We start from the raw sequence: 13,687 nt of genomic DNA on the forward strand, positions 1-13,687 counted from the left end.
TTTGTCCCCCGTTTAATTGATAATTTACGCTCATTATAAGGCAATCCAAGTCACTGTTAAGACCTATTGGAAAATTGTTATTTTAGTGTTACATTGCGAGATCAAAATCCTGACGTTAATCAAAAAAGTTTGAATTCAACCATAGCAGCTGAATTCAAACCGTTAAATCCCTATTCTTTTTCTTGGAGCAGGTCGCGAATCTCTTTGAGATAAGTTTCCGAAGCGCTAGGAGCTGTAGTCTTTTTAGCGGCGTTGCGCATGATTTTGTTAATCACTTTGACCATCAGAAAGACCACAAACGCGATAATCAGGAAATTAATGATCGAATCAATGAATAGCCCGTAGCGAAAATGAGCATCGCCAACGCTGAATACCAGGCCCGAGAGGTCGATTTTACCGATGAACAGGCCAATCAGCGGGTTGATCAGATTTTTGGTTAGCGACTTGACAATCGATGTGAACGCCGCACCGATGATGACACCCACGGCCAAGTCGACGACGTTGCCACGGGCAATGAACGTTTTGAATTCATTCAGCATATTTCCACCTCAAATCGAATGATTGTTTAGTTCAATTTTAGCTAATAATAGGGTGAGCTGGCAATAAATATGCAGTTTGACAACAAGATGCTTGAACTATTGATTTAAACTTGCTACCTTTAAATCACAGCGTTGTTTGCAAACTGGTAAAGATTGTCCCCGACGAGGTTTTACAGGAGGTTCAGGCTTATGGAAACGATTCGAGAACAGTTGTCAGCTGCTCAGAAAAAGGGCCGCTTAGTGGAGATTTTCCGTTATGGCGATACGCACCACTTCTTAGCAGGGAACGTCATTGCGGTGGATCATAAGTTTTTGTTGCTGAAGCGAATTAACCCAAACGGGGCAACGGATGGCGCAATTGTGATCCGGATCAATACCGTTTCCAAAGTGGTTGCTCAGTCGGATTATTTAAAGTCCTTGGTGGCCATCATTGCGTTAGCACGTGAACGGCATTACGTTGATGTTTGGCACGTTGAAAAGCTGCTGAGCGAACTGGATTTCAGCCGGCACTCTATTTTAAAGGCGACTTTGAAGTGGGCGTTTAAAACGGACCAAGTCGTGAGCCTCGGGGTGCATCCAGGGCAAACGGAGGAAACGTTTACTGGGTTTTTGGCGTTGTTAAAACGTCAAAAACTGCAGCTGAATAACGTGGATCCTACCGATTTAAAAGCGCGCTGGCAGTATAAGTTCGCGTATGCTGAGCTGAATTACGTTGAGGTCGGCAGCTTTAAAACGTACGGGGTTACCGCTGTACTGGAACGTTACATGTCAAAAGACTATCATTAATATAATTGGCAACGAAATTCTGAGAAACGGGGTTATCACTTGAAGGGTTTGGCTTATTTTTTAATTGTTTTGGTGCCAACGGTGATTATCGGCACAACCGTGTACCTAACACGTCATTGGGCGCCAACCAGCATCCTGACCATCGTTACTTGGACCGCTGCTTGGCTTGTTTCCATGATCTTGGTCACGGTTTTGTATTTATTACTGATTCATCAACCAAACAACCCACAGAAACCAGCTTCAAAACAAAATCATCAAGAAAGCCAACAGCATTAATTTTGTTGACTTATCTTACATACAATTAGGGGTGGCGATATGCAGCAACTAAAATTTTCCAGAGATCCGACTAAACCGTCAATGTTTACGCGGCTGTTATTATTTGCGACGTTCTTTGTTGCTATCGAAGCCGTGTCGGTGGTCTTAGTCTGGATCCGGGACGCAGCTACAAGCCAGCTTTTGCTGCGCGGTGGTTTGGCAATTCTTTATCTCGGCAGTTTTGCGGTCATTATTCTAGCTTTGATCTCCTGCATGAAACACGTTACTCATGAATCTTATTGGCACTGGCCAAGGCTGAGCGAAGTCCAGCTGATTTTGACGGTGTACGTTGCGGCCATTGTGATTGAGCTCGTTTTAAATCTTATCAACCGCAGCGTCTTTCATCAAGCACAGACCGCTAATAATGAATCGATTAACACGTTGCTTTCCAGTGATCAGTGGGTGTTTTATCTGCTGATGTTTTCGGGCATTTTTCTGTCACCCATTGCCGAAGAATTACTGTTCCGCGGCTATTTAATGAACGCTTTTTTTAAACCAGACCGTTTCTGGCTGCCGATTTTTGTCAGTGCAATTTTATTTTCGCTGGCACATGCCAGTACCACCATTGTCAGTTATTTGATTTACATGACCTTAGGGTTCTTTTTGGCCTACACGTACCGGCGGACGCAAAATCTGGCCGCGTCCATTGGGTTGCATATGATCAATAATTTAATTGCCATGATTGGGATGGCAGTCATGATTCATTAAGCTAGTAAAGGTAAAAAAGACTTTGACCTAGATTATTTCAGGGTCAAAGTCTTTTTAAGTGATTTGTGAGTTATGATTCGTGAATTAAATCTTTATGGCTGATACCGTCGAGTTCAGTCATAACCTGGTGAATTTGGTCAATTAATTGGTCGTAATCGACGCCATCGAAGGACATTAAATCAATGCAGTCATTGACCCGGGCGTAAACTTCGTCGCGTTTTTCAAGGGCGTGGTCGGTTAAAGTGACGTTAACCTGACGTTCATCTTGATCACTGCGTTTGCGGGTGATCCAACCCTGCTTTTCCAGCCGTTTTAACAGCGGTGTTAAGGTGCCGCTATCCAGGTTTAAGTGGCTGCCGAGCTCCCGAACAGTCATCGGTGAAGTTTCCCAAAGTGCAAGTAAGGTGATGTATTGCGGGTAGGTGAGGTGAAACGGTCTTAACGCGTCTTGATAAAAATGATTAAACTTTTTGCTGGCGCTATAGAAGGCGAAACAAAGCTGATCGTCTAATCGGCGTGGCGTTGTATTTGACATGAAAGAACCTTCTTTCCGGTATTTACAGGGATTAATCGTGTGCAACTAAATTGCTTTACTGCTGTTATTTTAGCGTGTTGTACCTAATTTGTCTATAAACTTGGGATAAATCTTGTGAGATTTGTGCAATTAATGGGTACCGCTTCCTAAAGGCAACGACACACGCTGCGAAATCAGTTGAACAACGGCCACTACCATGACCAATTTGATGAGTCCCGGAATCACAAAGGGCACAAAACCGGTTAAAAAGGCGTTGGTCAAACTGAGTTGATTACTGATAGTGAGCCAAAGACTGCCCATGGCCAACTGCACGACGGAACCGAACAAGTTGGCACAAAACAGCGTGATGGGTGTCTTGACACGTTGGCGCAGCCACCAGGCGGTGAGGGTAACGTAGACAAAGAACCCCCATAAATAGCCGGCGGTGGGGCCTAAAAGTGCTGCCAGGCTGGTTGAACTGCCAGCAAAGACGGGTAACCCGATTAGACCAAGCAACAAGTATAAAAAGATTGCTTTTTGACCCGTTCGAACGGTCAGCAGTGAGGCAATGATGCCCACCGCCAGGGTTTGACCAGTTAATGGAATCGGACCAAGCGGAATGGTAAGTTTGGAGCAAACAACTAAAATTGCGGCAAATTGGCTGGCTAAGATCCAGCTGAGCAAGGATTTATTTGAATTCATGATTGACCTCCAACTAGGTTATGTTAGAAATTATACCATGAGCTGGAGATAGTCAAGTATTTAACTCGCAATTTGCCAGAATGACGATAAATTAATGCGCGACCAAATTGCATTCGGTATAATGAACCTTTGAGGGGGCGTTAGGATGTTTATGTCAACTGGCGGTTTTAATCAGGCTCATATTATTAAGGGCGTTATTGCAGTGACCGTTTCAACCATGCTTAGTTCGGAAAAACCGGATGAATTTTCCAAGTTTGATGGGCTGTTTGATCAGGCGAAGCAAAAGCTGTTTGAACAAGCCAAGGAGAAGCAGGGTGATGGCATTGTAGACGTTTCGTTCAACACCGAAGTTGTCCGGATGAGTGTGGCACCAAAGTTTTTGGTCGTTCACGGCTACGGGACGGTGATTTCATTGCCGAAGAAGCAGGCGCATAAGGATGATGGGGAATAATTTTAAAATCAATGGTAGAGGACTCTAGTCAATCGGGGTCCTTTTTGTTTTGTAAAAAAAAAGCACCCCGAAGAGTGCTAGAAAATGTTAACGAACAGTTTTCCCGTGCCAAGTTGGGTATTTTGAGAACTTGACTAAATGGGTCTTGCCAACCTTTATCCGAGTAGCGCTTAAACGAGATATTTTGTAGGTGTGGTATTTGTGGGTACCATACCAATCGATTGCTCTGTAGCGGACTGTATAAACATGGCCACTACGTTTATAACCAGTGTGACTGCCGCCATACCCGTCTGCTTGCGAATAAATATAATCAATTGAATTCTTAGTTGAAGTTAAGTATTGATAGGTTGGCATACCGTGATAACCATGTTTAATACTGGTTCGATATTTGTGGCCAACCAAGAAGCTTGGCGTACCTTTATGCCAAGCCGAAGCGTCCGCTTGAACGGAAGCAGCACCAAGGCCTGCAAACAAGCTAGTAGACAATGCGATTGTAACTAAGACAGATTTTTTCATATTATTTCCTCCCACGCCAACATTTTACGCCAAGTAAAACGTGGGGGAAAGGCAAAATATTGATTAAATAATACCATCATAAAAATGGTTTTGTGTGGCTTAAAAAGCCGTTTTCGGTGACGTAAAAAATACGCATCGCGTCAAACACTTATTTGACGTGATGCGTATTTGTATGTAACGTGATGTTTCTCTTATGCCCCGAGCAGGATTCGAACCTGTACTTGGTTACCCAAACAGCGACCTGAACGCTGCGCGTCTGCCAGTTCCGCCACCGGGGCATCACAACAGGAATAATCATACACTATTGTGAGTGGTTTTGTAAAGCAATTTTATACGTGCTTTTTACATTTTCTTGCAAAATGGTGTTAGTCGATACTAGGTAAATCTTGAGAGGTTGAGGATTCGTTCTTTTCAGTCGAGCTGGATTTGTCCATTAGTTTTTGATCGATGAAACTAAACGTGTAAGTAATCTGGTTATCTTTATCCAAATAAACGAGGATTTGTGAACTATAGGGGCCCTTGTTTCCCATGACCATTTCTTCAATAGGTGTACCTAACTGCTTTTTAACGCTGGCCAGTTGAGCACCCTTGCTGATGTGATGATATTGACTAGCGTGGATCTTAGTGGAAGACCCGACCTGGAAAGCGTTTTTGGAAACGGCTTTATCCTTAACGATGTCGATACTGATAGCCTTATAAGTGCGCTTGCTGGTTTGTTGTGAAAACTTCCAAGTATAGACTTTAGAGCCCTTTGCGGTACCTTGCTTAGTTGCTTTGGATTCTTTGTCGGGCTTACCCATGACGGAAAGCACCTGTGCTTTCGAACTGCCGCCGCTGCCGTTAGTGACTGCACCGGTTTTTATCTGATTAAATTGAGCCGTCATTTTTTGATTAATGGCCGTGGTGTTTTGCGGCTGCTGGGTTTGTTTATGGTTAGCAGCTTTGGTTGATTGTTTGTTGCTGATAGCAGAACGGGTTGATTTTGGGGTGCCGTTGCCGCATCCAGCTAAGGACGCAGTTGTTAACAGTGCGACCGCTGTGATTAAAAGCTTTTTCATGATTTACTCCTTTAAGGGATAGCAGTATCAGTATTTTAACGACCTGTTTTCACCCTTATTTTCACATAGTAAAACTAGCCATGCAAGCATACTTCTTAACGATTAAGGGGGTTGGTGTTATTGTAATGGCGGTTCAAGTTGGAAGCGGGGGTAAAAACGGGCCGGTTAATTGAAAATAGCGATATCTTAAGTAATTCTTAACCTCTTAAATGGCCTAGAGGAATCCGATTACATGGCTGATGTTGTCAACTTTAATACTTTATTTGCCCCAAGTTCAGGTTGCTGAAGGCTTGACGGGGTTGTATTGCATCAGTACAATGTGAAAGTTGTTGTTTAAGCTGACGCAGTAGGATCGTCAGTGAAACATCTTAAAGATATGAACACACGCAATCAAACGATTTGCCAGAGATTGGCGGGAATATCGTTAAGGGAGCTTTTAGATGAATATACTTAGTGGATTTGTTGTTTTGTACCCAATGATCGTATCACTTATATGGATTATGGGTGCAATCTTTTTTCGTGTTCAGCAGCGCCAAATTCCTTTAAAAAAACCTGGTAAAGGGGAACCGGAACAACTGGTTTCGGTCTTAATTCCAGCCCATAATGAGGAAGAAACGTTACACGAAGTTGTTGAATCAGTTGCAAACTTATCTTATTCAAACATTGAATTAATTTTAATTGATGACGGCAGTGCTGATCAAACACTCGCGGTGATGTATGACTTGCAGAAAAAGTATCAGTCACAATTTCCGGTCAAAGTTGTGCCAATCGTTAAAAACGGCGGTAAGGCCCACGCCTTAAACGTTGGTTTAGACAGCGCGGTTGGCGAGTACCTGCTTTGCTTGGATTCTGATTCGTACATTGACCAGGATGCTTTAAAACACATGATGCTGGAGTTTTATAACGATCCTAACGTCGGCGCCGTTGCCGGCCGGCCAGTTGTCCGCAACCGGACGACCTTGTTAGGACGCCTCCAATTACTGGAGTACATCGGTATTATTGATATTATAAAACGCGGTCAGGCCTTTATTACTGGCCACATTACAACGGTCTCCGGTGTGATTGTGGTTTACCGTAAGCAGGCGATTAAAGAAGTTAACCGCTGGACGGTTGAAGCGCTCACGGAAGATATCGATATGACTTGGAAGCTTTATACCCATAATTGGCGGGTGAAATACTGCCCGCAAGCCGTGTCATGGATCCTGGTGCCAGAACACTTGAAAGCCTTGATCCGGCAGCGTCGGCGCTGGTCACGCGGCGGTCTGGAGGTCTTGATACGTAACCGCAAACTGATCTTTACGGGCAAACTGGCTGAACAGTGGCTCTTGATTGATATGGTGGTTAGTAATCTTTGGGCTTTAAGCTGCTTTTTCATGATCGTTTTATACGTGCTGACCATGTTTTTTGCACACGCGTTGATTTTGGATGGCGGGATCTTATTTGTGCTGACGCTGATCAGTATCATTCAGTTTGTCATTGGGTTTACCAGTTCCCAGCGGCAAGGGTACATTGACTGGCAGGATTTATTGCTGCTGCCCGTGTACTTTGTCTTTTACTGGGTCGTTAATTTGATCAGCTGTATTACTGCGCTTTGCTCCTTCTTCCTTGATCCCAAGCGTAAGGGAACTTGGTCCAGTCCTGATCGGGGGGTCTAACGATGGATAAAAATAAATTAGTGATTCGTAAAAAAACGTCTATCTGGTCACGGCTGCGGCGGATGATCCTGCTCATTGTTCTCTGGGCAGTAGCAATTTACGTTCTGACAATTAACCTGTGTTTTATTTTCGGTATCTATTCTGATGCCTTAGTTGTGAACTATTCACTGTTCAACCTTTCCTTTCACCTCTATAAGCTGTTGGGCAACCTTGTGATTGTCATCGGGGGCGTTATAGTGTTGTACGGTATTGTTCATATTCGAAATCTCAAACGAAAGGCGGCGGCACATGACAAAAACAATGCGTAAATGGCTGTTAGGCCTCATGATTGTTGTGTTCATCGGTTTGATTGCCGTCAACGTTCGCAAGAGTACCAAGTTCGAAGTGGGGACGCGGGAAAATTACGCGTTAGCCAGCAGCGATGCCAAAATTAAAAACGGCATCATGGTTTTTTGCTACCACCGAATCTTGAACGATAACGATCCAATGGTTAAAAGCGTTGAGGCCTTAACGCCCAATAATCAGCTGCACGTGTATAACGTGAACGTTTCTGCATTTAAGAAACAAATGCGTTTTTTGCATCAGCACCACATTAAAGTTATTTCTACAACTGAAATGATCAATATGTTGAAAAATAATCGGCCCATTCATGGCAAATACGTTGTGCTGACCTTTGACGACATTGACCGCACCATGGCTGAAAACGCGGCCCCGGTGATGAAACAGTATCACTACCCGTTTACTGCATCAATTATCACGGGGTCTACTGGCCAATATATTGGTGGCGAGCAGCTTGCCACTTGGTCGCAGATCATGAAATTGTACCGTTCTGAAGACCATGAGATGGAACTTGGTGTCCACACTAACTACATGCACTATCTGGTCAAGGGCACACCCGCCTTTAACCTAAAGCGGAACTACCCGAAGTTTACCCGCGATTACGCCACTAGCCAAAAGGTCATGAAGGAAAAAACCGGCCACACAACGCCGATCTTCACTTATCCTTACGGTAGCGGTACGCCGCTGGTCCAAAATTTCTTGGTTCACCAGCCCAGACTGCAAGTCATCTATACGTTGAATAACGGTATCGTTACCAGTGAGAACAGCCTTAAACTGGCACCACGGATGATTATTACGCAAAATAGCTGGCCGAGTATTGCTAGCTGGTTGGAAAAATAAGTCAATCAAATCAAGAAACTGCCGGACAGGTGGTTTCTTGTTTTTGGCTGATCGTTAAAAGTACTTGCAAAAATCAACTAATTATGACATGATAAACGTACAAGCTAGGGGTGCTCTTATTGAGCTGAGATGGCGGATGCCAGACCCTTTGAACCTGAGAGTTAGGACTCACGTAGGAAAGCTGATTTGAACGTGTGCACAAAAACGCTCTCGAAGTCTAGCTTCGAGGGCTTTTTATTTACCCAGGTTCATGGCTTAGTAAAACCATGAAGGGATATGAGAAAATGGCGGATGTGCGACAGCAGCTGCAACAGGCAATTGATGGACAACAGGCCAGTTTGCTAGAAATTTTACGGCGACTGGTAGCGTTTCAGACGGTTTCACCGCCGGCTAGAAATACGGCTGATATTCAGCAGTACGTGACGCAGCAACTGACTGCAGCGGGATTTGCGGTTAAACAGCAATCGTTTTACGACAAGGATGTCTTGGTATCAGGTCAGTTGCAGGGTGTTTCGCCTAATGATCATCACAGTTTACTGTTGAACGGCCACGTGGATGTGGCGGCGTTGACGGATCGCGACCACTGGCAGACGGACCCGTTTCAATTAGTGCAGCATAATGATGATTTGTATGGCCGTGGTGTCAGTGACATGAAAGGGGCAGTAGCCTGCTTTTTGTACCTCTTTCAACTATTAAAGCGACTGGATATTCATTTACCGGGGGATTTGAGATTTCAATCGGTGGTTGGTGAAGAAGCGGGCGAAGCTGGTACGAAAACGTTGCTGCAACAAGGTGAAAAAGCCGACTTTGCCGTTGTGGGGGACACCAGCGACCTGGTTTTTCAAGGACAAGGCGGCGTTGTAACCGGTTGGATCACCCTTAAGAGTCCGCACACGTATCATGATGGTAACCGGGTGAACATGATCAGTGCCGGGGGTGGTCTGAAAGCCGCCAGCATGGTTGAAAAAATGCCCGTCGTGATCGAAGCTCTTCAAAAACTGGAACACTACTGGGCAGTTACCAAGCAGTATCCCGGCTTTCCGGCGGGGACTAATACCATTAACCCGGCTTACATTGAAGGCGGCATCCATCCAGCATTTGTGGCAAATGAGTGCAGATTATGGATCACGGTCCACTTCTACCCAGACGAAACCATCGATCAAGTCACACATGAGATTGAAGCGGCGGTGGTTGCTGCGGCAAAAGCGGATCCGTGGCTAAAGGAGATATTGCCGACTTTCAGCTGGGGTGGGGATTCCATGTTAGTGGACAAGGGTGAAGTCTTCCCGCCACTGGCGATCGATCGGTCGCTGCTGGCTATTCAACTGTTAGCGCAGAGTCATGAACGCCAGTTGGGAACGAAACCGGCAATCAATATGTCAACGTCGGTTTCAGATGGCGGCTGGTTTGACTTTTACCACATTCCGGCGGTGACGTACGGGCCTGGTAAAATGGCCCAAGCTCACAGCGATAACGAAACGGCACAGTTATCGCAACTGCTTGCTTACACGAAAATATTGGCTGACTTTGTACTGACGTGGTGCTCACAGACTAAGTCATGAAAGGACCTCAATAATGAAAAAACAATTTCACCTTCAAGACATTATTTTAATTACCATGATTGCGTTAATCTTTGGTGCTATTTTTGTGGGGACGGATTACCTGTACAACGTCCTTTCGGTGGCAGTTGGTCCGTTCGCAAACGAAATCCTGTTTGGCCTTTGGATCATGGCGGGGCCGCTAGCAATTTACTTGACCCGGATTCCCGGCGCTGCCATTGTTGGCGAAGTGTTAGGGGCCGCCGCCGAAGTGGTCTTTGGCGGGACGTTTGGGATTGCCGCTTTGCTGTCAGGAATTGTTCAAGGCGTCGGCAGTGAACTGGGCTTTGCAGTATGGCGTTACAAAAACTGGAGCTGGGCAAGCCTGCTGACTTCCGCGGTCACCACAACCATTGTTGCGTTCACCTACGAAGTCTTTAAGTTAGGCTATACCCACTATTCCATTGGGATGATCATTGCACTCTTTACGGTTCGCTTGATCTCAGTGATCTTCTTCGGTGCCGTTCTAGTTCACAGTGTCTTTAACCTATTGGATCGGGCCCACGCACTGCGTCATTTGGGACCGCAAAAATAGTAAGTGCAGTTAGTTGCTTCTCACCTTCAAATTAAGTATTTTGTAGGCATCGATAAGTCGGTGCCATCATTTTGGAGGTGTTAACATGCTTGACGTTAAAGATTCAGTTGAACGGTTGGCTTGGAATACGGAACATCATTTTTTACACATTCAGGCGCAGCATGAGTTTATGCGTGCCTGGGCCATTCAGTTTGAGCTGGGATATACGGATCTACGGGTGATCCAGGTTGCCCTGCAGTTAGCTCATCCCGCTCAGCTAGCGCTACTGCACGAACTGACCGCTGCTTATCACTCGGTATACCAGTACGAGTATGCCTTTGTTGCCGGCGGCTTGGACGGGTTTAACCAGCAGTTTGGCGGACAGATTGCTGAATATGAGCGGGCCGAAAAACGCTTGCTCAGTGTTTTAGACCAAGTTAAGGCAGTTTCGGATTAGCGTTAAAAGCTCGTTTAGGTCAAAATCTAAACGGGCTTTTAAAATTGTAAGTCATCACCTAATGATTCATTAGTTTTCGATCCTGTGGTACCATGATTAAAGCAGTTTAACGCGCTCATCAAGGGACATGGGCAATTCTAAACAGGGAAGTGGCAACGCATGGTTCACAAACTTTGGCATCAATTTCCGCAAGTCGAAGCACAATTAAAAGCGCTTCAACCGTATTTAATGGAAACGGTAAAACTGCCAAGCCAACCGATTCAAGACCAAGTTTTAGCCTTATTGCAATCTGGCGGGAAACTATTACGGCCAGGCTTTTTCTACCTGTTCAGTGAATTCGGCGATCAGCATGATGACGATCTTTTACGGGCAGGGGCTGCTTCCTTGGAGTTGCTGCACGTGGCCACGCTGATCCACGATGACGTCATCGACCGCTCACCCCTGCGCCGCGGCGTGACCACAATACATACGCTGTACGGCTCCCGGAATGCCGTTTACGCTGGGGACTACCTGTTTACCATCTACTTTAAAGAAGTTTTAAAGACTACGCATGAGCTAGCGGCGCTTCAGTTAAACGTCCAAAGTATGCGCGATATTTTAACCGGCGAACTGGAACAAATGAAGCTGAGTTACAAACGTACCGTTACGGAGAAGGACTACTTTCACGAAATCAGCGGTAAAACGGCTAAACTGTTTTGGCTCAGTTGCCGGCAGGGCGCGGTACTCAGCCACAGTGATGAGACGGTGACGCAACTCGCTGGTGAAATCGGCATGACTATTGGAAAGGCCTACCAAATTCTGGACGATATTTTGGATTATGACGGGCAGTCGCAAAAAACGCAAAAACCAGTGTTAGAGGATTTGAAGTCCGGGGTCTACTCCCTGCCGTTGATTTTAGCGATGAAGGATGCTAAACACCTTTTTAAACCGTATCTGGCTAAAAAGGACCAAATGACCGCCACTGATCTGCAGGCCGTTTCACAATTGGTAGTACGGTATGACGGGGTCGAAAAAGCGCAGGCAAAGGCCAGCAAACTGACACAGCAGGCGTTAAGTCTGATCGATCAGTTGCCGGAACTGCCGGTCAAAACGGCGTTAAAGCAGCTGACTTTACTGCTGTTAAAACGGGATGAATAGGAGTCGTTGAGGCCCGTTAAAAAGGGCGTTAATGACCTGAGCTTAGACAATGACAAGACAGACGGATAATCACTAATTTCCACGCAGAAAACGCATTATTCAGGGCTAAATATGGTATGATTTAGGTTAGAAAAGTAAGCAATCGATGTGCTGATAGCATTGTGATGATCAGTCACGCAAGGATTTTTGACGATCTTGAGGAGGTAACGCGGATGTCTGAAGAAGCTGATAAGCAATTTTCACCAATCGAAAATAAGGTCATGGCGGCGTTAGAGGATGTGATCGATCCAGAACTAGGGATCGATATGGTTAATCTTGGCTTGATTTACGACATTAAAGTTGATGATAAGGGTCACTGTGTGATCACAATGACGCTGACCACCATGGGCTGTCCACTGGGGAATCTGTTGAATGATTCGATTACTGAAGCGGTTACCTCTGTTGAAGGCGTAGAATCTTGCGATATTGATCTGGTCTGGGAGCCCGCATGGAGCATTGACCGGATGAGTCGGTTTGCGAAGGTTGCTTTAGGAATTCATGGTTAGACAATAAGAATAGGGTTGATATTTCAATGGATATCGCAAAGTTTGTTGAGCGACGAAAATCGCTGCATATTTCGCAAGTCAAGATGTGTGAGGGTATCTGTACCCAGTCCACACTGAGTAAATTTGAGAGTGGCGGCCACGTGCCGTCACTGAAGATTTTATCCAAGCTCTGTGCCCGGATCGGCCTCACGATTGATGACTTGAACGAATCAAATAAGGTCAGTACCAACCAGCTCAAAGTAGATTTGGATGCCCTTGAGCGGGAACTTGTGATGGAAAATTATCAAAAGGTTCTCAAGGGACTTTCAGCAATCGATGAGCAGCAGTTGGATTCGATCTTGTTAAAAATGCAGTTTTATTACCTACGCGGCCTAATGGGGGCGCTGATCAATCAGCCGCCCGAAGAAGTTCTGTATGATTTTTCGCAAATTCTAAACGATTTGGACGAGTCACACGAAACAATCTTTACGCAATTGGTCTACGTCGGTTCCGGTGTAATGTACAACCGGCTGCAGCAGGCTGATCGGGCTAATTTTTACTTCAAAAAAGTACACGGCTTTATTCGCAACGTACTCAAGGATGAACAGCTTTACTTTAACCGCGTTGGCGACAACTATTTACGGTTGCTGACCATGATCTTCTTCACGGCCAGCTACTATAATTCTGTCGGTCAGCTGCAGGCGAGTGAAAAGCTGGTGGATAAGGGCGTTGACATGTGCTCGGCACATCACGTGACGTATTTTTTGCCGCGGCTGAAGTTCTTAGCTGCAAAAAACGCCATCGAAGAAAAACAGGATAAAGCAGTCATTGACCGTCTGATCAACGAGGTTTTGGCCTTTGCGCGGATCAACGATAACCAAGTGATCGAAGTCAAGGCAGCTGCTTTGAATACCCGCTATGAGAAGGGTGAATCACTGGCTGATTTGACGCCGTGAATAAAACGCATGTTGCAGTAATCAGCTGTAACATGCGTTTTGTGTGTAATTGCTTGCGCATTGGTGCGAACGGGATTA

At 45.4% G+C, this 13,687-nt stretch carries 18 protein-coding genes, 1 tRNA gene and 1 riboswitch; of the genes, 13 read left to right on the plus strand and 6 right to left on the minus strand.

Going from position 1 to position 13,687, the window contains the following annotated elements; translation table 11 throughout:
• Positions 1–170: 170 nt before the first annotated feature.
• A complete protein-coding gene (gene mscL, locus CES81_RS08220; protein WP_089121364.1) occupies positions 171–539 on the minus strand; it encodes a large-conductance mechanosensitive channel protein MscL in 369 nt (122 codons plus the stop codon).
• 189 nt (positions 540–728) lie between these two features.
• On the opposite strand from mscL, the gene CES81_RS08225 reads away from it, so the two are divergent.
• Genes CES81_RS08225 through CES81_RS08235 form a run of 3 tightly spaced genes read left to right on the plus strand, consistent with a single transcriptional unit; the run spans position 729 to position 2,348 of the window.
• The gene (locus CES81_RS08225) at positions 729–1,325 is read left to right on the plus strand and encodes a hypothetical protein (protein ID WP_089087422.1); all 597 of its coding nucleotides are present in this window, start codon (positions 729–731) and stop codon (positions 1,323–1,325) included.
• A gap of 39 nt (positions 1,326–1,364) precedes the next feature.
• Positions 1,365–1,601: a hypothetical protein gene (locus CES81_RS08230; protein ID WP_089087423.1), complete on the plus strand. Its 237-nt coding sequence runs from the start codon at positions 1,365–1,367 to the stop codon at positions 1,599–1,601.
• A gap of 39 nt (positions 1,602–1,640) precedes the next feature.
• Positions 1,641–2,348: a type II CAAX endopeptidase family protein gene (locus tag CES81_RS08235; RefSeq protein WP_089121365.1), complete on the plus strand. Its 708-nt coding sequence runs from the start codon at positions 1,641–1,643 to the stop codon at positions 2,346–2,348.
• A gap of 70 nt (positions 2,349–2,418) precedes the next feature.
• On the opposite strand, the gene CES81_RS08240 is transcribed toward CES81_RS08235, so the two are convergent.
• Entirely contained in the window at positions 2,419–2,883 is a 465-nt protein-coding gene (locus CES81_RS08240) for a MarR family winged helix-turn-helix transcriptional regulator (RefSeq protein ID WP_089121366.1), read from the minus strand.
• A 129-nt stretch (positions 2,884–3,012) separates the two neighbouring features.
• A complete protein-coding gene (locus CES81_RS08245) occupies positions 3,013–3,564 on the minus strand; it encodes a biotin transporter BioY (protein ID WP_089121367.1) in 552 nt (183 codons plus the stop codon).
• 145 nt (positions 3,565–3,709) lie between these two features.
• On the opposite strand from CES81_RS08245, the gene CES81_RS08250 reads away from it, so the two are divergent.
• A complete protein-coding gene (locus CES81_RS08250) occupies positions 3,710–4,015 on the plus strand; it encodes a hypothetical protein (protein WP_089087427.1) in 306 nt (101 codons plus the stop codon).
• An 87-nt stretch (positions 4,016–4,102) separates the two neighbouring features.
• Here CES81_RS08250 and CES81_RS08255 read toward each other — a convergent pair whose 3' ends face one another.
• From CES81_RS08255 to CES81_RS08265, 3 genes are all read right to left on the minus strand, one after another.
• Positions 4,103–4,531 (minus strand): hypothetical protein, encoded by a 429-nt coding sequence (locus CES81_RS08255; RefSeq protein WP_089121368.1) that lies wholly within the window; start codon positions 4,529–4,531, stop codon positions 4,103–4,105.
• 194 nt (positions 4,532–4,725) lie between these two features.
• A tRNA-Leu gene (locus CES81_RS08260) sits at positions 4,726–4,809 on the minus strand.
• Positions 4,810–4,896: 87 nt separating this feature from the next.
• Positions 4,897–5,589, minus strand: coding sequence for a DUF3862 domain-containing protein (locus tag CES81_RS08265; RefSeq protein ID WP_089121369.1), 693 nt, complete (start codon positions 5,587–5,589; stop codon positions 4,897–4,899).
• 440 nt (positions 5,590–6,029) lie between these two features.
• Between CES81_RS08265 and CES81_RS08270 the strand changes: the two genes are divergently transcribed.
• The 9 genes from CES81_RS08270 (at position 6,030) to CES81_RS08310 (ending at position 13,609) form a co-directional block, all read left to right on the plus strand.
• The gene (locus CES81_RS08270; protein ID WP_089087430.1) at positions 6,030–7,244 is read left to right on the plus strand and encodes a glycosyltransferase family 2 protein; all 1,215 of its coding nucleotides are present in this window, start codon (positions 6,030–6,032) and stop codon (positions 7,242–7,244) included.
• A gap of 2 nt (positions 7,245–7,246) precedes the next feature.
• Positions 7,247–7,552 (plus strand): hypothetical protein, encoded by a 306-nt coding sequence (locus tag CES81_RS08275; RefSeq protein ID WP_089121370.1) that lies wholly within the window; start codon positions 7,247–7,249, stop codon positions 7,550–7,552.
• Complete coding sequence (locus CES81_RS08280; protein ID WP_089121371.1) at positions 7,533–8,423, plus strand: polysaccharide deacetylase family protein; 891 nt, start codon at positions 7,533–7,535, stop codon at positions 8,421–8,423. Before CES81_RS08275 ends, CES81_RS08280 begins: the two co-directional genes overlap by 20 nt.
• Positions 8,424–8,519: 96 nt before the next feature.
• Positions 8,520–8,619, plus strand: a riboswitch (TPP riboswitch).
• Between the two features lie 88 nt (positions 8,620–8,707).
• Positions 8,708–9,985 (plus strand): acetylornithine deacetylase, encoded by a 1,278-nt coding sequence (locus tag CES81_RS08285; protein WP_089121372.1) that lies wholly within the window; start codon positions 8,708–8,710, stop codon positions 9,983–9,985.
• A gap of 13 nt (positions 9,986–9,998) precedes the next feature.
• Positions 9,999–10,556: an ECF transporter S component gene (locus CES81_RS08290; RefSeq protein WP_089121373.1), complete on the plus strand. Its 558-nt coding sequence runs from the start codon at positions 9,999–10,001 to the stop codon at positions 10,554–10,556.
• A gap of 85 nt (positions 10,557–10,641) precedes the next feature.
• Positions 10,642–10,992 (plus strand): hypothetical protein, encoded by a 351-nt coding sequence (locus CES81_RS08295; RefSeq protein WP_089121374.1) that lies wholly within the window; start codon positions 10,642–10,644, stop codon positions 10,990–10,992.
• Between the two features lie 159 nt (positions 10,993–11,151).
• On the plus strand, positions 11,152–12,129 hold the full coding sequence (locus CES81_RS08300) for a polyprenyl synthetase family protein (RefSeq protein ID WP_089121375.1): 978 nt from the start codon (positions 11,152–11,154) through the stop codon (positions 12,127–12,129).
• Positions 12,130–12,341: 212 nt separating this feature from the next.
• A complete protein-coding gene (locus tag CES81_RS08305) occupies positions 12,342–12,674 on the plus strand; it encodes a metal-sulfur cluster assembly factor (protein ID WP_089087437.1) in 333 nt (110 codons plus the stop codon).
• A 26-nt stretch (positions 12,675–12,700) separates the two neighbouring features.
• Positions 12,701–13,609, plus strand: a complete 909-nt coding sequence (locus tag CES81_RS08310) for a helix-turn-helix domain-containing protein (RefSeq protein ID WP_089121376.1) — start codon at positions 12,701–12,703, stop codon at positions 13,607–13,609.
• Positions 13,610–13,687 lie beyond the last annotated feature (78 nt).

The sequence above is a fragment of the Secundilactobacillus pentosiphilus genome (assembly GCF_002217985.1).
Lineage (GTDB): Bacteria > Bacillota > Bacilli > Lactobacillales > Lactobacillaceae > Secundilactobacillus > Secundilactobacillus pentosiphilus.

Coding starts and splice junctions, on each gene's coding strand:
- CES81_RS08250 (WP_089087427.1), top strand. CDS start 3,710: ATGTTTATGTCAACTGGCGGTTTTAATCAGGCTCATATTATTAAGGGC.
- CES81_RS08295 (WP_089121374.1), top strand. CDS start 10,642: ATGCTTGACGTTAAAGATTCAGTTGAACGGTTGGCTTGGAATACGGAA.
- CES81_RS08245 (WP_089121367.1), bottom strand. CDS start 3,564: ATGAATTCAAATAAATCCTTGCTCAGCTGGATCTTAGCCAGCCAATTT.
- CES81_RS08270 (WP_089087430.1), top strand. CDS start 6,030: ATGAATATACTTAGTGGATTTGTTGTTTTGTACCCAATGATCGTATCA.
- CES81_RS08280 (WP_089121371.1), top strand. CDS start 7,533: ATGACAAAAACAATGCGTAAATGGCTGTTAGGCCTCATGATTGTTGTG.
- CES81_RS08290 (WP_089121373.1), top strand. CDS start 9,999: ATGAAAAAACAATTTCACCTTCAAGACATTATTTTAATTACCATGATT.
- CES81_RS08310 (WP_089121376.1), top strand. CDS start 12,701: ATGGATATCGCAAAGTTTGTTGAGCGACGAAAATCGCTGCATATTTCG.
- CES81_RS08235 (WP_089121365.1), top strand. CDS start 1,641: ATGCAGCAACTAAAATTTTCCAGAGATCCGACTAAACCGTCAATGTTT.
- CES81_RS08225 (WP_089087422.1), top strand. CDS start 729: ATGGAAACGATTCGAGAACAGTTGTCAGCTGCTCAGAAAAAGGGCCGC.
- CES81_RS08275 (WP_089121370.1), top strand. CDS start 7,247: ATGGATAAAAATAAATTAGTGATTCGTAAAAAAACGTCTATCTGGTCA.
- CES81_RS08255 (WP_089121368.1), bottom strand. CDS start 4,531: ATGAAAAAATCTGTCTTAGTTACAATCGCATTGTCTACTAGCTTGTTT.
- mscL (WP_089121364.1), bottom strand. CDS start 539: ATGCTGAATGAATTCAAAACGTTCATTGCCCGTGGCAACGTCGTCGAC.
- CES81_RS08265 (WP_089121369.1), bottom strand. CDS start 5,589: ATGAAAAAGCTTTTAATCACAGCGGTCGCACTGTTAACAACTGCGTCC.
- CES81_RS08300 (WP_089121375.1), top strand. CDS start 11,152: ATGGTTCACAAACTTTGGCATCAATTTCCGCAAGTCGAAGCACAATTA.
- CES81_RS08285 (WP_089121372.1), top strand. CDS start 8,708: ATGGCGGATGTGCGACAGCAGCTGCAACAGGCAATTGATGGACAACAG.
- CES81_RS08240 (WP_089121366.1), bottom strand. CDS start 2,883: ATGTCAAATACAACGCCACGCCGATTAGACGATCAGCTTTGTTTCGCC.
- CES81_RS08305 (WP_089087437.1), top strand. CDS start 12,342: ATGTCTGAAGAAGCTGATAAGCAATTTTCACCAATCGAAAATAAGGTC.